This is a genomic window from Enterobacter oligotrophicus (genome assembly GCF_009176645.1).
In the GTDB taxonomy this organism is placed as follows: Bacteria; Pseudomonadota; Gammaproteobacteria; order Enterobacterales; family Enterobacteriaceae; genus Enterobacter; species Enterobacter oligotrophicus.
In genome coordinates, this window is the sequence record NZ_AP019007.1 from 1,659,581 (window position 1) to 1,682,389 (window position 22,809).

Here is a 22,809-nt window from a genome sequence, read left to right on the forward strand (position 1 = left end):
TTAAACGAGGAAGTTGCCCAGTATCAGCAGTGAGACGGAGACGTTAATCGCGCCGCCAATACGGGTAGCAATCTGGGCGAAGGGCATCAGGCTCATGCGGTTGCCTGCGGTCAGGATCGCCACGTCGCCGGTTCCGCCCTGCCCGCTCTGGCAGCAGGAGACGATGGCGACATCAATCGGGTGCATACCAATTTTTTTGCCGACGAAGAAACCGGTTGCCACCAGCGCGGAGACGGTGCTGACGATAACCAGCAGGTTGCTGACGGTGAACGCCGCCACCAGTTCGTGCCACGGGGTGATCGCCACGCCGACGGCAAAGAGGATGGGATAGGTCACGGAAGTCTGGAAGAATTTGTAAACCACCTGAGAGCCTTCCAGCAGACGCGGAGACGCACCGTTGCAGAGCTTCACCAGCACGGCCATAAACAGCATGCCAACCGGCGCAGGCAGACCAATCAGCTTGTGACCGAGCATCCCCAGCATGTAGAGCAGCACCGCCAGCAGCGCGCCGGAGGCAATAGTGGTGACGTCGGCTTTACCGGAGAACGCAGGCTGAGAGACAGTGGTATCGGCATTCGCGCGGTTTGGCATTAACTGGCCTTCACCGGTCAGGTGCGGGTAGCGCTTACCGAGCTGGTTCAGGCAGCCGGAGATGATGATCGCCGTCAGACCGCCGAGCATCACCATTGGCAGGACACGGCCGAGCGCCACGCCCTGATCCATGTGCAACAGTGTGGCGTAACCGATAGAGAGCGGGATCGCCCCTTCACCCACGCCGCCTGCCATAATTGGCAAAATGATAAAGAAGAAGATCTGGAACGGCTCAAGACCGAGCGCCAGACCAACGCCCATCCCGACAATCATGCCGACAATTTCACCGCACAGCATCGGGAAGAAGATGCGCAGGAAGCCCTGAATCAGCACCGTGCGGTTCATGCTCATGATGCTGCCGACAATGATGCAGCAAATGTAGAGATAGAGAATGTTGGTGGATTTGTAAAACTTCGTCGTGGATTCCACCACCACGTCCGGCAGCAGGCCATAATAGACCAGCGCGGAAGGGATGAAGGTGGCGCAAATCGCCGCCGCGCCGAGCTTGCCGACAATCGGCAGGCGTTTGCCAAACTCACCGCAGGCAAAGCCGAAGAAGGCCAGCGTCGCCACCATCACCACGATGTCGCTCGGCAGTTTTCCGCCCAGACAATCAATGGCGATCAGCGCGCCCGCCAGGACAAACAGCGGCAGAGGAATAATCCCGATTTTCCAGGTATCCATAATATGCCACCAGCGCTCTTTAAGCGAAGGCCGCTGAATATCAATCGGGTCGTGGGTAACAGAGAATGAATCGTCAGTTGTGCTCATAATAAGCCCCTTAGTTATTTTGTGGGTTCAGCTTAGAGTCACAAAGGCTTACTTTATGTGAGGAAAGGCATATTAAAAGCGAAGTTTTAATGGCAGCTATGGTTTTAATGGTTTCTTTTATTTAATGTGATTTACGCCTTATTTATTGGCGTGGTTTTTATGGTTTCTTTTCTTAATTGAACATACAAATAACATTTATTAATTTCGCCTTAAGATGATAAGCCTTTCGGAAAAATCTTTTACAGAGCGGGCTGTGCAAAGGATCACAAGTTTTCGGCAAAGCAGGCGTCCGCGCCGAAAAAGATGATATATTAGCCTGCCTTGTTGATACCCTGCGTGATAGTTATGAAAGTATCATTTCAGATCAAGCTGTTTATTTCACTGGTAGCCTTTTTCTCGGTACTGTTTGCGCTACTGGGTGGATATTATTATGTCGACGTCGGCAGACAGCTTTATCAGGAAATGAGTGCGCGAGCCAAAATACAGGCCGAAGAGATTGCGCTTATTCCATCTCTGCGCAATGAAGTCGCACAGAAAGATATCAAAGGCATTCACGACTTTATGCAGAAAATAGCAGCCCACAGCGACGCCAGTTTTATTGTAATTGGCGATAATAAAGGGCTGCATCTGTTCCATTCGGTGTTTGCTGACCGGGTAGGCAAAACGCTGGTCGGCGGGGATAACGACGAGGTGTTGCACGGTAAAAGCACCACCACCATTCGCAAGGGTGGTTTAGGCATTTCGCTGCGCAGCAAAGCCCCCATTTTTAACGATGCGGGACAGGTGGTCGGGATTGTCTCGGTGGGCTATCTCACCAGCTATCTTGATACCATCACCGTCAATAAAGTCGTCAATATTCTAATAGCCGCCGTACTGTTGTTAATCGCCCTGTTTGTCTTTTCCTGGTTTTTCACCCGCAGTATTAAAAAACAGATATTCTCTCTTGAGCCACGTGAAATCGGCCTGCTGGTGCGCCAGCAAAAGGCGATGATGGAGTCGATCTATGAAGGCGTGATCGCGATCGACGACGACCTGCGGATAGAAGTGATCAACCAGGCGGCGCGTAAGCTGCTGGGCCTGAGCCAGCCTGCACGCGAGCTGCGTGGTCAGCTGATTAGCCAGGTGATTGCCCCCGTTCCGTTCTTCAACACGCAGACCATGCTGGTGAAAGATACCCATGACGAAATCTGCCGCTTTAACGATCTCACGGTGATTGCCAGCCGGGTACGGATCATGCTGGAAAATTCGCTGCAGGGCTGGGTGATCACCTTTCGCGATCGCAATGAGATCGACTCCCTCAGCGCCCAGCTCAGCCAGGTGAAACGTTATGTCGATAACCTGCGCATCATGCGTCATGAGCAGTTGAACCGCATGACCACGCTCTCCGGCCTGCTGCATATGGGTCGCTACGAAGAGGCGATTGGCTACATTCAGGCGCAGTCGGAACACGCGCAGGAACTGCTGGACTTTGTCTCTGCACGCTTTAGCTCCCCGACGCTGTGCGGCCTGCTGTTAGGTAAAGCTGCGCGCGCACGGGAAAAAGGCGTTGAGCTGATTTTCGACCCGGCCTGCCGGATGGATAAACCGTTCCAGCCCCTGCTCGAATCAGAACTGATCTCGATTATCGGGAACCTGCTGGATAACGCCATTGAAGCGACGCAACGCGCTCCACTTCCGCATGAGCCGGTCGAAGTGCTGATAAAACTGAACGAACAGGAACTCATCATAGAAGTGGCCGACCAGGGCGTCGGTATCAAACCGGAGATCCGCGAACAGATATTTGAACGCGGCATCACCACCAAAACACGCGGGGATCACGGTATTGGCCTGTATCTGATCGAAAGTTATGTCACACAGGCTGGCGGGGCGATTGAAGTTGCCGATAACACGCCACGCGGTGCCATTTTCTCTCTGTTTATTCCCGCCACGGGAACCGCACGGCGTCCCGCACAGGAAATGGAAGATACTGATTATGCAACATGAACTTATCGACGTACTGATTGTTGAAGACGAGAACGAACTGGCGCAATTGCACGCGGAGCTTATCAGTAAACACCCGCGTCTGAGGCTGGCAGGGATTGCCTCATCGCTTTCAGACGCGCAGGCACAGCTGGAAAGCAAGCGACCACAGCTAATGTTACTGGATAACTACCTGCCGGACGGCAAGGGCATCACGCTTATCAGCAACCCAATGCTGGCTCGCGCCAACTGCTCGGTGATTTTCATTACCGCCGCCAGTGACATGGACACCTGCAGCCAGGCTATTCGTAACGGCGCGTTTGACTACATCCTGAAGCCGGTTTCCTGGAAGCGGCTCAGCCAGTCGCTGGAGCGCTTTGTGCAGTTCGCTGAGCAGCAGCGCGTCTGGAAGATTGTCGACCAGCAGAACGTGGACTCGTTGTATCAGCTACAGGCAAAAAACTACCGCCTGGATAACGGCAGCAAAGGCATTGAGGAGAACACGCTGGCGCGGGTGCAGACGCTGTTTAACGACAAGGCGACGCACTATTTTTCCGTGGATGAGGTGGTGAGCGAAACGGGGCTGAGCAAAACCACCACCCGGCGCTATCTGGAGCACTGCGTAGAGGTCGGGTTCCTGAGCGTGGAGATGCTGTACGGGAAGATTGGGCATCCGAGAAGGATGTACCGAAGGGCAGAGGCCTAAAAGATTTTTGTAGGCCCGGTAAGCCTGCGCCACCGGGCAAATCGCCGGGTGGCGCTAGTGCTTACCCGGCCTACGTTCGGGCAGAGGTCTACTTCAACACATACCCATACAACCGCTTAATCCCGTCCGCATCTTTTTCGCTGTAAACGCCCTGCAGTTCCGGCGAGAACCCCGGCAGCAGATTGACGCCCTCTTCCAGCGCCAGGAAGTACCGTTGCACCGCACCGCCCCAGATTTCACCCGGCACCACACACAGCACGCCTGGCGGGTAAGGCAGTGCGCCTTCAGCGGCGATACGGCCTTCAGCATCACGAATACGCACTAACTCCACGTTCCCGCGAATATATTCCTGATTCGCATCCTGCGGGTTCATCGCGACCGCAGGCAGACTCTCCTGACGGAACATCGCCTTTTGCAGATCCTTCACGTTAAAGCTCACGTAGAGATCGTGCATCTCCTGGCACAGCTGGCGAAGGGTGTAGTCGCGATAGCGCACCGGATACTTCTGGTAAATGGTCGGCAGCACGTCCGCGAGTGGCGTGTCGTCTTCAATATGCTGTTCAAACTGGCCGAGCATCGCCACCAGTTGCGCCATCTTCTCGTCGCTTTCGGCAGGCGTCAGCAGGAACAGGATCGAGTTCAGATCGCACTTCTCCGGCACGATGCCGTTCTCACGCAGATAATGCGCGAGGATGGTTGCCGGAATGCCGAAGCCAGTATAGTTACCGGTTTCCGCATCAATGCCCGGCGTGGTCAGCAGCAGCTTGCACGGGTCGACAACATACTGTTCGCTGGCATAGCCTTCAAAACCGTGCCATTTCGCACCCGGCTCAAAGCTGAAGAAGCGACGCTCGCTGGCAATGGCGTGAGTGGGATGATCCTGCCACGGACGCCCCGCCACCACTGGCGGAATAAAGGGTTTGATCATACGGCAATTGGCAATGATCGCCTTGCGCGCCTCAATGCCAAGCTCGACACACTCCGCCCAGAGCCTGCGCCCGCTTTCGCCTTCGTGGATTTTGGCGTTCACGTCCAGCGCAGCAAACAGCGGATAAAACGGACTGGTGGAGGCGTGAAGCATAAACGCATTGTTGAGGCGCTTGTGCGGGCAAAAACGTGCCTGGCCACGGATGTGGTTATCTTTTTTATGGATCTGCGAGGTTTGCGAGAACCCGGCCTGTTGTTTATGCACCGACTGAGTCACAAAAATGCCCGGATCGTTCTCATTCAGTTCCAGCAGCAGCGGCGAGCTGTCCGCCATCATCGGGATAAACTGCTCGTAGCCCACCCACGCGGAGTCAAAAAGGATGTAATCGCACAGATGGCCGATCTTGTCGATCACCTGACGGGCGTTGTAGATCGTACCATCGTAGGTGCCAAGCTGGATCACCGCCAGACGAAACGGCCGTTTCTCTGTGGCCTTTTCCGGCGCGACATCACGGATCAGATTTCGCAGAAAGGCGTCGTCAAAACAATGCGCGTCGATGCCACCGATAAAACCAAACGGGTTACGTGCCGCCTCCAGATAAACCGGCGTAGCACCCGCCTGGATCAGCGCACCATGGTGGTTAGATTTATGGTTGTTGCGGTCGAACAGCACCAGGTCACCGCGGGTCAATAGCGCGTTGGTCACCACTTTGTTGGCGGCCGACGTGCCGTTCAGAACAAAATAGGTTTTGTCTGCGTTAAAGACTTTTGCCGCGAACTTTTGTGCATGTTTGGCGGAACCTTCGTGGATCAATAAATCACCAAGTTTCACATCGGCATTGCACATATCGGCGCGAAAAATGTTCTCACCAAAGAAATCATAGAACTGCCGCCCTGCCGGGTGCTTTTTGAAAAACGCGCCGTGCTGGTGACCAGGGCAGGCAAAAGTGCTGTTTCCCATCGCCACATACTGACTCAGGGTGTCAAAAAAAGGCGGCAGCAGGTTCTCTTCATATTGGCTGGCGGCAGATTCCAGTTCCAGAAACTCCTGTGCTTTACCCGAGATCACGGCCGTGACACCATCAGGAACATCCGTCGGCTCTTGTGAGAACATAAATACCGGAAGCTGGAAGCCTGTGCGTTTCAGTAACGCCAGAATGCCGCTACAGCTTTCAGCGACCGTAATGACGACAGCCGCCACATCGGTGAAGTCGGTATTATCCAGCGTCACCTTTTCACGGTGCGTAGACACGGAGGACACCAGCGCGCGGCTGACGGCAATTTTCATGGATTTCATAGGCGCAGTTACCCTCACCGAATGGTGAGACAGGGAGGAGAAAATTCGCGCAATCATGTCACTTTTTATTTTTAGGTGCAACAAGGAATCAGTATGCACTAAAACTTCCAAAGCTAAGCGTAATGCAGTGTTGACGTGTCATAATCATGCAATACCAATGATTAAGTAACAGGAGTTAACGGTGGTAATTGGACCCTTTATCAACGCCAGTGCGGTATTACTGGGCGGCATACTTGGCGCAGTGTTAAGCCAGCGGTTACCGGAGCGTATTCGCTCATCCATGCCCTCCATATTTGGCCTGGCCTCGTTAGGCATTGGTATCCTGCTGGTGATCAAGTGCGCCAACCTGCCGGTGATGGTGCTGGCAACCCTGCTCGGCGCACTGATTGGTGAATTTTGCTATCTGGAAAAAGGCATCAACAACGCGGTAAGCAAAGCCAAAAACCTGATTTCACGCCCCGGCAAGGCGAAGAATGGCAGCCACGAGTCGTTTATTCAGAACTACGTTGCGATAATTATTCTGTTTTGCGCCAGCGGCACGGGGATTTTCGGCTCGATGCAGGAAGGGATGACCGGCGACCCCAGTATATTGATTGCCAAAGCATTCCTCGATTTCTTCACCGCCACCATTTTCGCCACCACGCTCGGCATTGCTGTAGCGGCGATTTGTGTACCGATGCTGATCATCCAGCTGGCACTTGCCACCTGCGCCACGCTAATTCTGCCGCTGACAACGCCCGCCATGATGGCGGATTTTACCGCCGTCGGTGGCCTGCTGTTGCTGGCAACGGGGCTGCGCATCTGCGGAATTAAAATGTTCGCGGTGGTGAATATGCTACCCGCGCTGTTGCTCGCCATGCCGCTTTCCGCGCTCTGGACGCACTTTTTCGCTTAAGTTTGCGGCGAACTGGCGAGGGATTGTGCAGTCTGTAACGAAAACAACAAATTTCGTTGACGGCGGAAGGCGGATCGGGTTTAATGCGCCCCGTTGCCCGGATAGCTCAGTCGGTAGAGCAGGGGATTGAAAATCCCCGTGTCCTTGGTTCGATTCCGAGTCCGGGCACCACTATTTAAAGAACCCGCCCAAAAGGCGGGTTTTTGCTTTTCTGTTACCGGATCGTCACCCACCACCACCCTGCCACCATCGTTCCGATGACAATCGTCACTCCCGCCGCCACATGCAGCAAAAAATCGACCGGATGTACTTCAACCGGATGGCAAAACGACAGCAGCGTTAACGCCATACAAGCCACGCCTGCCCCTGCCGTTGCAAGCGTACGCAGCGGATACAGTGCCCGTGTACGTCGCAGATAACCGATTACGATCGCCACCATTGGCGCACTGACCGCCATCATAAAGACATAGCAGTTCACCTCATCCGGGTGGTGATCCTGAACGTGCGTCTGTCCGAGGCTTAACATCACGCTCCCCAGCCAGATCGCAATCAGCGGTATAAACCCTCTCCAGCCAAGCGGTTTTCGCCCGGCAATGCTCAGCAGAAACGCATTGCGGATAGCCAGCGTCCCCGTGACAAATGCCACGATCAGCTGAAGCGCCGCCAGCAGTGCGCCCGACTGCGTCCAGTCCGTCGCCACACGCTGGAACACCAGGCTGCTTAACCAGCCGCACGGCAGAGCCATCAGTAACCAGGCGGCGACCCGTCGGTTACTTGCCCAGGTCCGTCGTATCGGCCTGGCATTCTGGCTCAGTTGCTCAATTAAAAGATCATGATCGGCCATGGTTTGCTCCCATCCGGCGAAGGTTGGTTAATGCTCTGTGTAATAACGATTTCACTGCCGCTACGCTTAAGTTGTTGCGTACAGCCGCCTCAGCGAGACTCATCTCTTGCAGATGGATATGCTCTACAATCTGGCGCTGACGTGCCGGAAGCTGGTCCAGTATCAGCGCCAGTTGCTCCTCTTTTTCATGATGGTCGGTGGTATCCGCGTAAACATCATCATCGACACGCTCTTCATCGGTTTCGCGCTGCCAGTGACGCCCGCGCTTGCGTAACGCATCGACGGTGCGGGCCTGGGCTATCGCCATCAGCCACGGCAGAAACGGACAGGCGGGATCGTAGGTATGACGCACCCGGTGAACCGTCAGCAGAACATCCTGGATAACATCGTCAACCAGTACGCTGTCGGTAATCTGCTTGCGGACAATCGCCCGAATAACCGGAACAATGGCCCGCAACAGCTGTGTATACGCGTTGCGATCGCCCGTCTGCGCTTGAGCCATCAGCGCGGGCCACGCATCACGCGGAGCCAGGCCGTTATCCATATTCCGCCACAATGGTTACCTCATGCTTTTTTATCGGCTGCCTGATTGAGGGCATTGACCACGATGGAGGGTGTCAGCACCTGCGGCAGCACTTTTGGCGCGCTACCGTCCGCCGGGTAGACCACATACAACGGCAACCCACCCTGCCCAAACGTATTCATAGCGTCGTCGATATCGGCGTTAAATTTGGTTGAGTCCGCCACCATATAAACGGTGCCCGTGCGCGAAAGCGCCTGTTTGACCGCTTCCGTCGACAGCGACGTTTTGTCGTTCACCTGGCAGGTAATGCACCACGATGCCGTAAAGTTCACAAAGATCGCTTTGCCCTGCCCGCGCATCTCTGCCACCGTCTGCGGCGACCATTTCACAGGTGTGATGTTTTTGGCGCTCTGCACTTCCGGCTGCGAAGGCTGCGTGTGCATCACACCCGGCAGCGGGCCGATGGCGGCAATCAACAGCACCATCGTGACGGCCAGCAGCGTTTTATACGGCTTGCCGGTATAGCGCCTGCGCTGAGCCATGCCGTACAGCCATGCCGCAAAGCTCACCACCACGGCGCAGGCAAGCATAGCCGCCAGCGCCGTGGTGCCTGCCTGTTGTGTCAGTACCCACACCAGCCAGGCGAAGGCTCCCAGCATCGGGAAAGCAAGCCCGCGTTTGAGAATGTCCATCCAGGCTCCTGGCCGCGGCAGGCGTTCGGCAATGGCCGGAAAGAGCGAAATCAGAGTAAACGGCGCAGCAAACCCGAGCGCCAGCGCCAGAAAAATCCCCAGTGAAACGGCCGGAGGCTGCACCAGTGCATATCCCACCGCGCCAGCCATAAACGGCGCTGAGCATGGCGTGGCAACCACAATCGCCAGCGCGCCGGTTAATGCCGAGCGCGTAAACGCGCCACGTCCAACCTGGATTTCACCCGCCCGCTGCAACGACAAGCCCACTTCAAACACGCCAAGCAGGTTGAGCGCCGCCCCAAGAATAATCAACGCCAGCGCGGCAATCACCAGCGGCGACTGAAGCTGGAACCCCCAGCCGACGGCCGTTCCCCCCGCACGTAGCGCCAGCAGAATGGCGGCCAGTACCAGCATGGTAAAGATCACCCCAAGCAGAAAGCCCAGCCCTTCGGTGCGCGCGCTTTTGGTGTCGCCCTGATGACGCAGAACACCCAGCGCCTTCAGGGAAATGACCGGGAACACGCAGGGCATAAAGTTGAGAATAATGCCACCCACAAAGGCGGCGAGAATGGCAGTGAGCATAGCGAACCCCGGTGGCTGAATTACGAATGCGAATTTGCGTACTTTTTCACAGCATCCATGGTTTTCTGGATATGCTCGTCAGGGTTACGGTCCGTGTAGCTCAGCAAAATTTTGCCATCCGGCGCGATGACGAACGAAGTACGGTCAGAAAGGGTTTTACCGTTCATCTGCATCAGGGTCTGGTACTCCGACGCCACTTTCGCACCAGGGTCGGCTGCGACGGCAAATTTATCCCGGCACTCCAGTTTCGAGAATTCGTCCACCTGATCCACATTCCCGGCGGTAACACCCACGACGGTTGCGCCCAGCTTTTTGAAATCATCGGTCGCTTCAGCGAAGGCGTGCGCCTCAAGGGTACAACCTTTGGTAAAAGCCGCCGGGAAGAAATAGAGCACCACCGGGCCTTTCTGCAGCGCCTGCTGGAGCGAGAAAGTCAGCGGTTTACCGCCGAGCGCACCTTGCAGGCTGAAGTCCGGCGCTTTCGCACCGGCTTCAAGCGCGGCGTGAGCGCTCATCGCGAAAAGGGAAAAACTCAGTACGGCAGCGGCTGACAAGGTTTTTAAACGTTTCATGGTCGGCTCCATCAGGGAAAAAGGTGCTGTATGAATAATAGTTCGCACGCTAACGCCCAAAGGTTTCGCTCGCCGATAAAAAAAATCCGCAAGGGTTACTTGCGGATCGGCGTTTAACCCTGGTGAAGGTTATTTGTCTTTCAGCACAATCAGCGGTTCAATATCGCTCTCTTTCTTCACCACCAGCGATTCATCCCCGCGCAGGCACGTTCCGCCGTAGTTCCCGCCCACGGTAAAGGTACAGACCTGAATGTACTTACCGTCAACCTTCGGCAGGCACCACAACTGCTGGTAGATGTTTTTGCGATCGACAAACTTACCGCTGGATTTATCCAGCAGTTCATCCTGGGCGCTGATCAGGTCAATATTGCTTCCGCAGCGTCCGGCAATCGGTTTGACGGCATAACCGGTCTGTTTCAGCAGATCGTTAACCTCGAAGTCGGTATCGAGCAGATAACGATGGTTCGGGAACAGTTGCCAGAGCACCGGCAAAATGGCCTTATTGCCGGGAATCACCGTCCATAGCGGTTCGAAGACCAGCACTTCCGGGCGCAGCAGGACATCAATCAGGCGCACTTCTCCTTCAGGGTGCCCGGTGCGGATCGGCACCGCAGCGTATTCGGTCTCACTCACCTCACGGATCTGCTCAATCGCCGTCTCCCACGCCCAGGTTTTCCACACGCAATTAACATGACGGCCTTCGTCGTCAATCAGCTGTCCGGCGGTATCCCAGCTCAGCGCCCCCAGCCCGTGCAGGATTTTAGTGTCGAACCCGGCCTGCATCAGCGAACGCTGGATAAAGAGCGCGTGGTAATCCTCTTCGACATCGTTGTCCTGCATGATGTGAACAAATGGACGCGCGTGGCTGTGTTTCCATGCACCGGTAAGTTCTTCCAGCAACCCTTCCGCCGGGTTGTGTCCGGTGCCGCGATAGCCGTTTTTCACCCACTCTTCGAGAATTAACCCGCCCTCAGTGTGGCATGAGGCAGAGTCGGCGTTGTACTCGTACACTTTGATGCCGCGCTCATCCATACAGAAATCCATACGACCGGTGATCATATGGTGGCGACGCCACTGCCAGGAGAGGCGCAGGCGCGGCCAGAGGATTTTCGGTATGTCAAAAAGTGCCAGTAAGTTGTCGTCTTTCAGCACTTTGTCGGTCGCGTGCAGGTACATCAGGTGCAGTTCGTTGGTGGCCTTGATCAGCTCCTGCTCGGCGCTTTCGGTGATAGTGAAATACTGGCAGGGATCTTTATTGATCACGTGACCGTTCGCGCGAACATACGCCTGCTGCAGGGCATCGTTTTCGTTGAGCCATTTCCCGTCGAACTGGCGTTTGTTCTTCAGCCGTGCACCGCTGATTTTCAACTGCTCGCCGTCGGGTTCCGGCTGCGGCAGACTATGTTCGGTGTCATCCGTCTGGATCATCCAGCCCAGAATTTCGGTGTCGTTGAAGGTGTCATGCAGCGTGTAGCAGCCGTTTTCCACGGTCATTCTCAGCTCACGCGTCCACTGCTGGCCCAGCGGGAGGGGAGAATGGATAACGTTCTGCTCGGCGATACGCACTTTATCGTTCAACAATTGGGTGATCACCGCAACGTGGCCGGTTTCGTGAAACTCACCGCCCTTTTGCCAGATCAACAGCGCCCCGGCCTGCGGTGTGCGTTTCGAGCCATTCGCAAACGCCTGAAGCGGCAGAATATTGTCGTTCACGACTTCACGTAAAAAGCGCAGGGAAAAAATCTCCCACGCCATGCCGACGTCAGTGAAGACACAACCGTAGTTGAGGAACAGGAAACGGCGCGCAAACTCAACACACTGCCATTTATGGCCCATGTATTCATTGCTGATATAGCTTCGGAAATCCGCATCTTCCGGGTAATGACGCGGATCGAGGCTGCCGTAATTTGAAGAGTAAATCGCCACGCCACCCGGCGCATAGCCTAACAACGTCCCAAACGGAGCGTCACTGCTTAACTTTCCTTTACGCATCTTTCCAACCTAAAACAGGCAGGCGGCAATTTTTTGAAGGGTTGTCGTCGTCTGCACGTTGTAATTAACCTGACAGAGGTGGATTCATCATACACCTACCCTATCCATTACGCTCACATCGTTAAACGGTTCATGCATCTCCTGCTACACTGCCTCAACACATCACATAAAAAGGCAGGCCAACATGTCAGACAACACTTATCAGCCACCGAAAGTGTGGGAATGGAAAAAGAATAACGGCGGCGCATTCGCCAATATCAACCGCCCGATTTCCGGCGCGACGCATGAGAAAGATCTGCCCGTCGGTTCGCATCCGCTACAGCTCTACTCCCTGGGCACGCCGAACGGCCAGAAAGTGACCATCATGCTTGAGGAGTTACTGGCGTTGGGCGTGACGGGGGCAGAGTACGACGCGTGGTTAATTCGCATTGGTGAGGGCGATCAGTTCTCCAGCGGTTTTGTGGACGTGAACCCGAACTCGAAAATACCGGCACTGCGTGACCACTCCACCACCCCGCCAACGCGCGTGTTTGAATCCGGCAGCATCCTGCTATACCTCGCAGAGAAATTTGGTCACTTCCTGCCAAAAGATCCGGCGGGCCGTACTGAAACGCTCAACTGGCTTTTCTGGCTGCAGGGCGCGGCACCGTTTCTCGGTGGCGGTTTCGGCCACTTCTACAACTATGCGCCGGTGAAGATTGAGTACGCGATCGACCGCTTCACGATGGAAGCCAAACGTCTGCTTGATGTTCTGGATAAGCAGCTGGCGCGCGGGCGTTACGTGGCAGGTGAAGAGTACACCATCGCCGATATGGCCATCTGGCCGTGGTTTGGCAGCGTGGCGCTCGGCAACGTCTATAATGCCGCCGAGTTCCTGGATGCAGAAAAATACACCAACGTGCAGCGCTGGGCGAAAGATGTGGCGAACCGTCCGGCGGTGAAACGCGGCCGTATCGTTAACCGCACCAACGGTGAGCTGAGCGAGCAGCTTCATGAGCGCCATTCGGCGAGCGACTTCGATACCCATACCGAAGATAAACGTCAGGGCTGATAAATTGCCCGGTGGCGCTGCGCTTACCGGGCGATCTGGTTTTACAGGCCGGGTAAGCGCAGCGCCGCCCGGCTGAATTACACGCCGAACCCTGCTTTGAGCAAGATCGTTTTTGCCTTTTCCGATACCAGATAATCCGCCAGGTCTTTCCCCTGTGCCGTCATCACCGCGCAGGCATACTCCGCGCGCGGGTTAAACGGTGCGGGGATGTCGATAACCGTCAGCCCATCAATCTGGCACAGTTTCTGAGCGTAGCTCGCATAACCGATAAACACCTCAGCCTGCCCGCTCCCGATGATCCACTCCGCCGCCAGCTTACCCGCAGGAATGGGGGGTGAATCACGTCCCCCTACCCGCGCCCTTGCCCGCGCTCTCACTGCCTTACCAGCCTCACCCATGCGGGTAAACAGTGCTTGCGTGTAGTCACCCGACGGATCGGCTCCGGCCGTTGAGGTGGCGATCCGTAACTCACTACGTGTGAGCAGCGATAACCAGTCATCACCCTCGCGCAGCGCATCGCTGCGCACCGTCAGGCAGAGTGTGTTGCTGGCAAACGGTACAACCGCTATCGCCCGGCCAGCGGCCAGCAGCGTCTGTGGATGTGCCCTGTTCGCTGACGCGAAGAGGTCGCACCGCTCACCTGCTTCAATACGTTCACGTAACAAACCAGCCGGACCAAACGCTGTTTCAACGGGTTCCTGAAAGTGCGCCATTAACGGCTGCCAGACCGCCCTCAGGCTCCCCGCCGCCAGCACGCGCATCAGTCGATGCCCTGGTAGGTGGTGCGGTAGAAGCGCTGATACCAGTCGTTTGCCACTTTGCGCATATCCACGTCCTTGAATTTTTCCGGGTAGAGTTTTTTCGCCATCCACAGTTCACCAATGCCCATTGCTTCCGGCATCGGGTAGCCCCAGGCTTTGGCGTAGTCCGGCATCAGGTAAACGCGCTTATTTTTCACCGCATCGATGACCTGCCACTGCGGGCTGGTGTTGATCTCATTGACCACGGACGGGTAGCGATCCTGCACGAAGATCACCTGCGGGTTCCAGGCGATCACCTGCTCCATCGCCACGGTTTTAAAGCCCTGGATGGTCGACGCAGCCACGTTAACTGCGCCCGCATGTGCCATCATCAAACCGGTGTATTTCCCGGAACCGTAGGTGGTGAGTTCCGGGTTAGCCATATACGCGCGAACGCGTTTTTCTGCCGGGATATCCTTAAGGCGCTCGCTGACCATCTTGCGGCCGTTATCCGTAGCATCAATCAACGCTTTGGCTTCTGACTGTTTATTGACGATCTCGCCAATCAGGGTGATCCCCTCGCGCAGCCCCAGATCATAGGCTTGTTCTTCATCGGCCATGGTCGGGTTCATTTTGGCTTTTTCACCGACGGCATCGTGACGCAGGGAGATCGCCACGACCGGAATACCAAGACGGCCGATCGCGTCGATCATCTCCTGCGGCGCATAGTTGGTGACAAACACCACCTGCGGCTTCAGAGCCACCAGTTTTTCCGGGTCGACGTGGGTGAGATCGCCCAGTGCCGCTTTCTGGTTCAGCTCAGGAGCCAGACGCGCATAGCCATCGCCAAGCTGCTGTTTCCAGTTCGCCATCACGCCGACGATTTTGTCGGTGGCGTTCATCTGCACCAGCAGGTTAAGAGTCTGATGCTGGAGTACCACCACGCGGTCGACCTCATCAGGAAGGGTGACGGTACGGCCAATTTGATCGGTTATCTGACGGGATGCCTGGGAAGATAACGGAAGTAAAATCAGTGCGCTAAAGACGACTGCCTGCCAGAAACGTTGCTTCATAATGCCCTCATATTTTCGTTATGCAATAGATTATACAACGATTAACCTGGTCAGTCGTGGTGTGCTTAGGGGGTAGAAGCGACAAGTATGATGACCCCGCAGGCTGGGTCAGGCACAACCGCTATCCGACAGCATGTCAGTCCTTAACGCAAATCACTCTCTTTTTTCAACATCATATTTACAAGCCCCCATAATCTGGCAAGAATCATTCTTATTTCCCCTAAGATTCTACGCATGTCAGAACAGGCGCTAAAACAGCAGATTCAAAATCTGAAAAAGCACAACGCCCGGCTTGTCAGGCTGGCGCGTGACGCCCGCAGCAAACTCAGCGCGGCGCTTGATGGCACAGGCCTGTGCCTGTGGCAGCTCGACGTGCCGACAGGGAAATTGATCATCTATAACCGCCGCTGGGGTTCGATGTTGGGCTATCAGCCAAAAGAGCTGAGCGCCCAGTTTGAGGTCTGGCGCGATCATCTGCACCCGGACGATAAACAGCAGGTGCTGGATGCGTTCTACGATCACCTGCACGGTAAAACGCCCTTTTATGAAGCGCTGCATCGTATGCAGCATAAAAACGGTACTATTACCTGGGTGCTGGATCGCGGACGCGTGAGCGAATGGGACGAGAACGGTAAGCCGCTGAAGGTTACCGGCACCCACATTGATATGACCAAAGAGAAGCAGTACGAGGAACAGCTTGCACAGCTTGCCAACCATGACCCGCTCACCGGGCTCGCCAACCGTCATGCCTTGATTAAGCACTTCGAAGCATTAAAAGACGCGGGGCCGTTGTGCGTGGCGTTTATCGACCTGGACAACTTTAAAACCGTTAACGATACCTTCGGTCATCGCTGCGGTGATGAACTGTTAATCCACCTCAGCCAGCGTCTGCGAGAAAATTGCCCGCAAGGCACCATCGTGGGCCGTCTCGGCGGGGATGAATTTGTCCTGCTGCTGCCCTTTCCGCTCTCCAGTTTGCTGGTTAACAGTACGGCACACAGCTGCCTGCGCGCAGCGCTGACGCCGTTTGAACTGGATAACGGCCAGGCGCAGGTTGGCGCATCGATTGGTATCGACGAAGTGCGCAGACAGGATGATTTTGTTAATGCGCTGAGGCGGGCAGATCGTTCGATGTATCAGATTAAACATACCGGGAAGAATGGTGTGGCGATCGGCACCACGTTGATCTCAATTTCCCGCACGGGGGCAGACGCATGAAACAGAACCGGCAGCAGCGCATTACCGAACTGCTGAGCGGCTGTGACTGGCTGACCACGGATGTACTCGCCGCACAGCTTGCCGTCAGCAAAGAGACGATCCGCCGCGATCTGAACGGACTCCAGCAGCAGGGGAAAATTTTACGTCAGCATGGCCGCGCACGGCTGATCCACCCGGACAGCCGTGATAACGGGGAGCCGTTCGGTGCACGGTTAAAAAGCCACTATGCCGATAAAGCCGATATCGCCCGCCACGCGCTGGACTGGATCAGCGCAGGAATGACGCTTGCGCTTGATGCCAGCTCCACCTGTTTTCACCTGGCGCGTCAGTTGCCGGATATCGAACTCACCGTTTTCACCAACAGTCTGCCTGTCTGCCTTGAGATGGCAAAACGCGAGAATATTACGCTGATTTCGTCCGGCGGTACGCTTGAGCGCAAATATCGCTGCTATGTGAATCCGGCGCTGGCCACTCAGCTTAAAGGGCTGGAAATCGATCTGTTTATCTTCTCCTGCGAAGGCGTCGATGAGCAGGGCACCCTGTGGGACCCGGTCGAACACAACGCCCGCTTTAAAGCACACCTGCTACACCGCGCCAGCCAGTCACTGCTGTTGATCGACAGAAGCAAATTTCAGCGCTCAAGCGAAGTGAAAATCGGCCAGCTTGCGCAGGTCACCCACGTGATTACGGATGCTCACCCTTCCAGGCGGTAACCTGCCATAAAATAGCGCAACGCAGCATTCGAGTGACTCTCTCTGAAGAAGTCCATCACCATGTCCCGATCCAGGCCGTAACGACGCGTCAAAATACCCGCCTCCCAGGCGCTAAGCTGACGATCGCCGGTTTTCTCGAACATCCGGTGTGAAAACCCCAGCACGAAACCACGTTTATAGTCCGAACAGAAATGTGCCACGTTCTTTGCCGTATCAGCCTGTGCGGCGCGCATGCCTGCCATCAGCCCTTTACCAAAATGATTATCCATCGCTATGCCCTCAATCGTTATATATAAAATTATATAGCGATATTTTGAGCGATAGCCAGTGAAAATTAAGGCCGCACAAAGCGGCCTTACGGGGCAGAAATTAAGCGGTGAGGCGGAATTTTTGCACCGAACGTTGAAGCTCTTCGGTCTGACGTTCAAGCGCGGACGCCGCAGCGGAAACTTGCTCCACCAGCGAGGCGTTCTGCTGAGTGACGCCATCCATCTGAGTTATGGCAATCCCTACCTGAGAAATGCCCTTACTCTGCTCCTCAGACGCGGAGGCGATTTGCTTCATGATGGTGGTCACTTCGGTCACATCGCGCAGAATCGCTTCCATAGTGGTGCCAGTGTCGTTCACCAGTTTTGCCCCCTGCTCCACGCGGGAAACAGAATCAGCGATCAGTCCTTCAATCTCTTTTGCCGCGTTGGCGCTGCGGCTTGCCAGGTTGCGGACTTCACCCGCCACCACAGCGAACCCGCGTCCCTGCTCACCCGCACGCGCGGCTTCCACCGCGGCGTTGAGTGCCAGGATATTGGTCTGGAAGGCGATACTGTTGATCACGGTGGTGATTTCGGCAATTTTCTTCGAGCTGTCAGAAATACCGCTCATGGTCGTGACCACATCGTCCACCAGCGAACCACCGCGGCTCGCTGTCGTCGATGCTATATCCGCCAGTTCGCTGGCCTGACGCGCGCTTTCAGCGTTCAGTTTTACCGTCGCAGTGAGCTGTTCCATGCTGGCCGCCGTCTCTTCCAGCGCAGCAGCCTGCTCTTCAGTACGTGAGGAGAGATCGTTGTTACCGCTGGAGATCTCAGTCGCCCCGCGCCAGATATTTTCACTGCCGGAGCGAATAGTGCTGACCGCTTCACGCAGGCTGTCCTGCATTGCGCTCAGCAGCGGCACCAGTTGTCCCACGCAGTTACGGCCGAAAGGTTCAATCGACTGGCTGAGGTCGCCCTGCGCAATCTGGCGGAACTGCTGGCGAATGCGGGCCAGCGGTTTCACCAGCATCGCCGCCAGGTAGCGGTCGGTAAAAAGCAGGATCAGCAGGCCGATAACCGTCGCCGTGATAATGACTGTGCGGGTCATGCTGGTGAGTCTGTCAACCACCACGCGGGTACTGTCGAGCGCCTTTGCCGCGGCGTTATTAAAGTTCTCCGCTGCCGCACCGAATGCCCGGCTCAGCGGCGGCGTGACATTGTTCGCCTGCTGGCGGTAACCATCCAGTGAAGCCTGTTTTGCCTGCTGCATCTGCGGAGTTACGCCCTGGTCGAGAAGCGCCTGCCAGGCCCCAATGACCTGCGCAGAAACCTGTTCGTCCATCGGACCCGGAGAGATGGCCTTCATCTCAGCCAGTTTTTTGCTCATGTTATCGAGCGCCTGCTGGGCAGAAGCCAGATCCGGCGTGCCGCCCGCCGCTTTGGCCTCCATCGCACGGCTCAGGCGAGTGACGAAGCGAAAATATTGATCGTTGCCCTGGCTGAGCACCGTCATTTGTTTAACCAGCAGACGATCGACATCATTACCGTCGGATACCCTGGACAGTGACCAGGTACTGTACAGGCCAACGCCTGCCCACATTAAACAAAAGATCCCCAGTATCGTCAGCATGACGAAGCGGATGGTGAAATTACGAAGCATCTGCATAGAACTTTCCTTGCCGTGAGGGTGAATTCGCCCAGAGACGAGACTTACCCTCGTTATCGGCAGGAACAGAGGAAAATATAACCTTTTGTGATTATTTTTAAGTTCAGATATCTGTCAACTGAGGTACTTTTCAAACCAGCTTAACGTTCGCTTCCAGGCCAGCTCCGCTGCGGGCTCATCGTATCTTAGGGTAGAATCGTTGTGAAATCCGTGGTTTACGCCCGGATAGATATACGCCTCATAGACCTTATTATTCGATTTAAGCGCTGCTTCATAGGTAGGCCAGCCTTCGTTAATATTTTTATCGAGTTCGGCATAATGAAGCAAAAGCGGCGCTTTTATTTTCGGCACATCTGTGGCGGCAGGCTGGCGACCATAAAACGGCACCGCGCAGTCCAGCTCCGGATACGCGACGGCTGCCGCATTCGAGACGCCCCCGCCATAACAGAAACCGGTGATCCCCACCTTGCCTGTTGCATCGGGGTGCTTCTTCATAAATTCGACGGCAGCGAAGAAGTCGTTCATCAGCTTTGTCGGGTCCACTTTCTGCTGCAACACCTTCCCCTCTTCATCGTTTCCGGGATAGCCGCCAACCGAACTTAAGCCGTCCGGTGCCAGCGCAATGTACCCGGCTTTTGCTACACGCCGCGCCACATCTTCGATATACGGGTTCAGGCCACGGTTCTCATGCACCACCACCACGGCAGGCACTTTGCCGTTGGCTTTAGTCGGTTTGACCAGATAGCCGCGCACTTCACCATGCCCGTTGGGTGACGGGTAGGTAATGTACTCCGGGAGGATATCGGGGTCGGTAAATTTGACCTGCTCTGCCAGGGCGTAGTTGGGTTTCAGCATATTGAACAGCGCCAGCGCCGTCACGCCGCCAACAGCATAGCGAGCTGCGAGATTCAGGAACTCACGTTTGGTGATTTTTCCGTGAGCGTAATAGTCGTAGTAATCGAGTAATTCCTGCGGAAAATCTTTAGCTGTCAGGCGCGTCATCGCTTATCTCCACAATTTGTGATTTGATAAGCATAGAATGAAAACGTTGTTTCGAAAATTCATCGACAAGAAAGGAGACATCATGTCCTGGCACCCTTACACCGGCCGCTATGAAAGTATGCAGTACCGCCACTGCGGGAAAAGTGGTCTGCGCTTACCGGCGCTGTCCCTCGGTCTGTGGCACAGCTTTGGCCACGTCCAGCCGCTTGATTCCCAGCGTGCGCTGCTGCGTAAAGCGTTCGACCTCGGTATTACCCATTTTGATCTCGCCAATAACTACGGGCCACCGGCGGGCAGTGCCGAAGAGAATTTTGGCCGCCTGCTGCGCGACGATTTTGCCGCGTATCGTGACGAGCTGATTATCTCCACCAAAGCGGGCTACGACATGTGGCCGGGGCCGTATGGTTCGGGCGGCTCACGTAAGTATCTGCTCGCCAGCCTCGACCAGAGCCTGAAGCGCATGGGCGTGGAATATGTTGATATTTTTTATTCCCACCGCGTGGACGAAAACACGCCGATGGAGGAGACCGCCGCTGCGCTGGCACATGCCGTTCAGAGCGGCAAAGCGCTGTACGTGGGGATTTCCTCCTACTCAACGGAACGCACGCAGAAAATGGCCGAACTGCTGCGCGAGTGGAAGATCCCGCTGCTGATCCACCAGCCCTCCTATAACCTGCTTAACCGCTGGGTAGACAAGACCGGGCTGCTGGATACGCTGGAGGCAAACGGCACGGGCTGTATCGCCTTTACACCGCTGGCGCAGGGGTTGTTAACTGGCAAATACCTGAACGGCATTCCTGACGGTTCACGTATGCAGCGCGAAGGCAAAAAGGTGCGCGGTCTTACTGAAAAAATGCTCACTGAAGCCAACCTGAACAGCCTGCGTCTGCTGAATGAGATGGCCCATTCCCGCGGGCAGACGATGGCGCAGATGGCGCTGAGCTGGCTGCTGAAGGACGAGCGCGTCACATCAGTGCTGATTGGCGCGAGCCGTCCGGAACAACTGGAAGAGAACGTGCAGGCACTGGTTAACCTGCGCTTTACTGACGATGAGCTGAAGCGGATTGACCAGCATGTTGCGGATGGAGAGTTGAACCTGTGGCAGGCGTCGTCTGATAAGTAGTGCGGTCTTTTATCCTCTCCCCACAGGGGAGAGGAGTCATTTACTTCTTACTGATTTTATCCAGATATCCCATCACAAACGCCGACAGCACAAACGTCAGGTGAATAATCACATACCACATCAGTTTATTGTCCGGGACATTCTTTGCGTCCATAAACACGCGTAGCAGATGAATAGAAGAGATCGCCACAATCGAGGCGGCCACTTTATTCTTCAGCGACGAGGCATCCATCTTGCCCAGCCAGTTCAGCTTTTCTTTGTGCGCGGCAATATCAAGCTGGGAGACAAAGTTCTCATAGCCGGAGAGCATCACCATGACCAGTAATCCTCCCACCAGCGTCATATCCACCAGCGACAGCAGAACCAGAATCAGATCGGCTTCCGCAATGGAGAAAATATCAGGCAAGACGTGGATAATTTCCTGGAAGAACTTAATCGTCAGTGCGACCAGAGCCAGGGAGAGGCCAAAATAGACGGGGGCCAGTAGCCAGCGAGAGGCGTACATTGCATTTTCAAAGAAGCGTTCCATAAAGTCCTGTCTGCAAACGAAACCAGCATTCAGTATATCTCAACGGCGCTCACTGTTTGCAACAACAAACCTACACAACGCTTACACGTCGTCCGGGTTAACCTCAGGACGCGCATACTCCGGCCAAACCAGCACCACCAGCTCCGGGTAGGCTTCCAGGCTGAACTCACGAAAACACTGGCGCAGGTTTAATACGTCTAAATCGGAATACGATACTTTCTCACCATTCAGACAGCGCTTTTTGATATTGTCATAATATTTATACACCGCCGAATTGAGATCGCTACAGCGGCGCTGTGCTTCAAACAGCCCTGGCGTATCGTTAATTTCCGACATTTTCATACGCTTTATTGTCGCATGCAGAAAGTCGATATATTCGTGGTTCACCCGCCAGTACCAAACCGGTGTTACCGAGTTCATCAAAACGGAGAAATGATCTTCCCCTTCCTCTTTTGTCATCAGCTCGGGTTGTGGCAGTTCGCTGGCATCTTTCGACGCTTTCGTTTTATTGAACTCTTGCATCAATAAAAGAACGCCAGCGGTCAGTAATAGTAATGTAATGACCGTAAAAGAAATGCTGTTCATGGGTAGGCTCCATTTTTTTTGATTTTAAAATTGCCTCATGTTATTGTCAACGAATCTCACGCCTTTACCAACCCCACCCTGTTGAAATTAAAGGACATTAAAATGCTGCCCGACAATCTTGTCCCGGCTAAGTACCACATTACGCCTGTGGAACAGCCTTCGACGGAAGCAGAAAAGGAGGCTAATTTCACTCAGGGAAAAAGAAAACTCTCGGATTTCGAACCTGACATATTAATTGGTGTTTCCCGAACCGGGAAATCCCGTAATATGTTGCTGGAAGAGCACGACCGTCATATTAAAGACCGCTTATTTCGCGCGCTAAAAATTGAAGCCTTTGTGCATCTGCTGGATGACCTGCAGGCCGAAGGTGAAATAGATGCTCAGAAACTAAGTCAAATAATGGCGGAAAAAACCAAAGAAATAAACGAAGCTGGCAATGAAATTTGGCTTAATTTAATTACTCGCGAAAAAAACAACCCTATATTTTATAACCTGGGGGAAGATTAA

The 22,809-nt window shown here is 54.9% G+C and carries 22 protein-coding genes and 1 tRNA gene; 9 read left to right on the forward strand and 14 right to left on the reverse strand.

What is annotated here, in order from left to right; translation table 11 throughout:
- Positions 1–1,362: a 2-hydroxycarboxylate transporter family protein gene (locus tag EoCCA6_RS07875; RefSeq protein WP_152082210.1), complete on the reverse strand. Its 1,362-nt coding sequence runs from the start codon at positions 1,360–1,362 to the stop codon at positions 1–3.
- 345 nt (positions 1,363–1,707) lie between these two features.
- Here EoCCA6_RS07875 and EoCCA6_RS07880 point away from each other — a divergent pair, with 345 nt between their 5' ends.
- Positions 1,708–3,345, forward strand: a complete 1,638-nt coding sequence (locus tag EoCCA6_RS07880) for an ATP-binding protein (protein WP_152082211.1) — start codon at positions 1,708–1,710, stop codon at positions 3,343–3,345.
- Complete coding sequence (locus EoCCA6_RS07885; protein WP_152082212.1) at positions 3,335–4,027, forward strand: response regulator; 693 nt, start codon at positions 3,335–3,337, stop codon at positions 4,025–4,027. The genes EoCCA6_RS07880 and EoCCA6_RS07885 overlap by 11 nt, the downstream gene beginning before the upstream one ends.
- A gap of 88 nt (positions 4,028–4,115) precedes the next feature.
- On the opposite strand, the gene EoCCA6_RS07890 is transcribed toward EoCCA6_RS07885, so the two are convergent.
- Positions 4,116–6,251 carry an ornithine decarboxylase gene (locus EoCCA6_RS07890; RefSeq protein ID WP_152082213.1) on the reverse strand — a complete coding sequence of 712 codons (2,136 nt, stop codon included), beginning with the start codon at positions 6,249–6,251 and terminating at the stop codon, positions 4,116–4,118.
- A 181-nt stretch (positions 6,252–6,432) separates the two neighbouring features.
- Between EoCCA6_RS07890 and EoCCA6_RS07895 the strand changes: the two genes are divergently transcribed.
- Positions 6,433–7,146: a DUF554 domain-containing protein gene (locus EoCCA6_RS07895; RefSeq protein ID WP_152082214.1), complete on the forward strand. Its 714-nt coding sequence runs from the start codon at positions 6,433–6,435 to the stop codon at positions 7,144–7,146.
- A 95-nt stretch (positions 7,147–7,241) separates the two neighbouring features.
- Positions 7,242–7,317, forward strand: a tRNA-Phe gene (locus EoCCA6_RS07900).
- A gap of 43 nt (positions 7,318–7,360) precedes the next feature.
- Here the strand turns inward: EoCCA6_RS07900 and EoCCA6_RS07905 are convergent.
- The 5 genes from EoCCA6_RS07905 to gss all read right to left on the reverse strand — a co-directional run bounded on the left by EoCCA6_RS07905 (position 7,361) and on the right by gss (position 12,351).
- The gene (locus EoCCA6_RS07905) at positions 7,361–7,990 is read right to left on the reverse strand and encodes a DUF1109 family protein (protein ID WP_152082215.1); all 630 of its coding nucleotides are present in this window, start codon (positions 7,988–7,990) and stop codon (positions 7,361–7,363) included.
- On the reverse strand, positions 7,977–8,534 hold the full coding sequence (locus EoCCA6_RS07910) for a sigma-70 family RNA polymerase sigma factor (RefSeq protein WP_152082216.1): 558 nt from the start codon (positions 8,532–8,534) through the stop codon (positions 7,977–7,979). Before EoCCA6_RS07910 ends, EoCCA6_RS07905 begins: the two co-directional genes overlap by 14 nt.
- Before the next feature lie 20 nt (positions 8,535–8,554).
- Positions 8,555–9,787 carry a protein-disulfide reductase DsbD family protein gene (locus tag EoCCA6_RS07915; protein ID WP_152082217.1) on the reverse strand — a complete coding sequence of 411 codons (1,233 nt, stop codon included), beginning with the start codon at positions 9,785–9,787 and terminating at the stop codon, positions 8,555–8,557.
- 20 nt (positions 9,788–9,807) lie between these two features.
- A complete protein-coding gene (locus EoCCA6_RS07920; RefSeq protein ID WP_152082218.1) occupies positions 9,808–10,359 on the reverse strand; it encodes a peroxiredoxin in 552 nt (183 codons plus the stop codon).
- Positions 10,360–10,488: 129 nt separating this feature from the next.
- Positions 10,489–12,351 (reverse strand): bifunctional glutathionylspermidine amidase/synthase, encoded by a 1,863-nt coding sequence (gene gss / locus EoCCA6_RS07925; RefSeq protein ID WP_152082219.1) that lies wholly within the window; start codon positions 12,349–12,351, stop codon positions 10,489–10,491.
- 184 nt (positions 12,352–12,535) lie between these two features.
- Here gss and yghU point away from each other — a divergent pair, with 184 nt between their 5' ends.
- A complete protein-coding gene (gene yghU / locus EoCCA6_RS07930; RefSeq protein WP_152082220.1) occupies positions 12,536–13,402 on the forward strand; it encodes a glutathione-dependent disulfide-bond oxidoreductase in 867 nt (288 codons plus the stop codon).
- Between the two features lie 77 nt (positions 13,403–13,479).
- Here the strand turns inward: yghU and EoCCA6_RS07935 are convergent, their stop codons facing one another.
- Together EoCCA6_RS07935 and EoCCA6_RS07940 are read right to left on the reverse strand one after the other, a co-directional pair.
- Positions 13,480–14,163, reverse strand: a complete 684-nt coding sequence (locus EoCCA6_RS07935) for a molybdate ABC transporter substrate-binding protein (RefSeq protein WP_152082221.1) — start codon at positions 14,161–14,163, stop codon at positions 13,480–13,482.
- Entirely contained in the window at positions 14,163–15,215 is a 1,053-nt protein-coding gene (locus EoCCA6_RS07940; protein ID WP_152082222.1) for an ABC transporter substrate-binding protein, read from the reverse strand. The genes EoCCA6_RS07935 and EoCCA6_RS07940 overlap by 1 nt, the downstream gene beginning before the upstream one ends.
- 234 nt (positions 15,216–15,449) lie before the next feature.
- Between EoCCA6_RS07940 and EoCCA6_RS07945 the strand changes: the two genes are divergently transcribed.
- A complete protein-coding gene (locus tag EoCCA6_RS07945) occupies positions 15,450–16,433 on the forward strand; it encodes a sensor domain-containing diguanylate cyclase (RefSeq protein ID WP_152082223.1) in 984 nt (327 codons plus the stop codon).
- Positions 16,430–17,146 carry an L-fucose operon activator gene (gene fucR, locus EoCCA6_RS07950; protein WP_152082224.1) on the forward strand — a complete coding sequence of 239 codons (717 nt, stop codon included), beginning with the start codon at positions 16,430–16,432 and terminating at the stop codon, positions 17,144–17,146. The genes EoCCA6_RS07945 and fucR overlap by 4 nt, the downstream gene beginning before the upstream one ends.
- On the opposite strand, the gene EoCCA6_RS07955 is transcribed toward fucR, so the two are convergent.
- The 3 genes from EoCCA6_RS07955 to yghX all read right to left on the reverse strand — a co-directional run bounded on the left by EoCCA6_RS07955 (position 17,128) and on the right by yghX (position 20,065).
- Positions 17,128–17,415, reverse strand: a complete 288-nt coding sequence (locus EoCCA6_RS07955; RefSeq protein WP_152082225.1) for a DUF2623 family protein — start codon at positions 17,413–17,415, stop codon at positions 17,128–17,130. The genes fucR and EoCCA6_RS07955 overlap by 19 nt on opposite strands.
- Before the next feature lie 100 nt (positions 17,416–17,515).
- The gene (locus tag EoCCA6_RS07960; protein ID WP_152082226.1) at positions 17,516–19,063 is read right to left on the reverse strand and encodes a methyl-accepting chemotaxis protein; all 1,548 of its coding nucleotides are present in this window, start codon (positions 19,061–19,063) and stop codon (positions 17,516–17,518) included.
- 114 nt (positions 19,064–19,177) lie between these two features.
- Positions 19,178–20,065 carry a YghX family hydrolase gene (gene yghX / locus EoCCA6_RS07965; protein WP_152082227.1) on the reverse strand — a complete coding sequence of 296 codons (888 nt, stop codon included), beginning with the start codon at positions 20,063–20,065 and terminating at the stop codon, positions 19,178–19,180.
- An 82-nt stretch (positions 20,066–20,147) separates the two neighbouring features.
- Between yghX and EoCCA6_RS07970 the strand changes: the two genes are divergently transcribed.
- Complete coding sequence (locus EoCCA6_RS07970) at positions 20,148–21,188, forward strand: aldo/keto reductase (protein ID WP_152082228.1); 1,041 nt, start codon at positions 20,148–20,150, stop codon at positions 21,186–21,188.
- A 40-nt stretch (positions 21,189–21,228) separates the two neighbouring features.
- Here EoCCA6_RS07970 and EoCCA6_RS07975 read toward each other — a convergent pair whose 3' ends face one another.
- Together EoCCA6_RS07975 and EoCCA6_RS07980 are read right to left on the reverse strand one after the other, a co-directional pair.
- The gene (locus EoCCA6_RS07975; RefSeq protein ID WP_152082229.1) at positions 21,229–21,717 is read right to left on the reverse strand and encodes a TIGR00645 family protein; all 489 of its coding nucleotides are present in this window, start codon (positions 21,715–21,717) and stop codon (positions 21,229–21,231) included.
- 81 nt (positions 21,718–21,798) lie between these two features.
- Positions 21,799–22,302, reverse strand: a complete 504-nt coding sequence (locus EoCCA6_RS07980) for an ESA_00282 family adhesion-associated protein (RefSeq protein ID WP_152082230.1) — start codon at positions 22,300–22,302, stop codon at positions 21,799–21,801.
- A 102-nt stretch (positions 22,303–22,404) separates the two neighbouring features.
- Between EoCCA6_RS07980 and EoCCA6_RS07985 the strand changes: the two genes are divergently transcribed.
- Complete coding sequence (locus EoCCA6_RS07985) at positions 22,405–22,809, forward strand: hypothetical protein (protein WP_152082231.1); 405 nt, start codon at positions 22,405–22,407, stop codon at positions 22,807–22,809.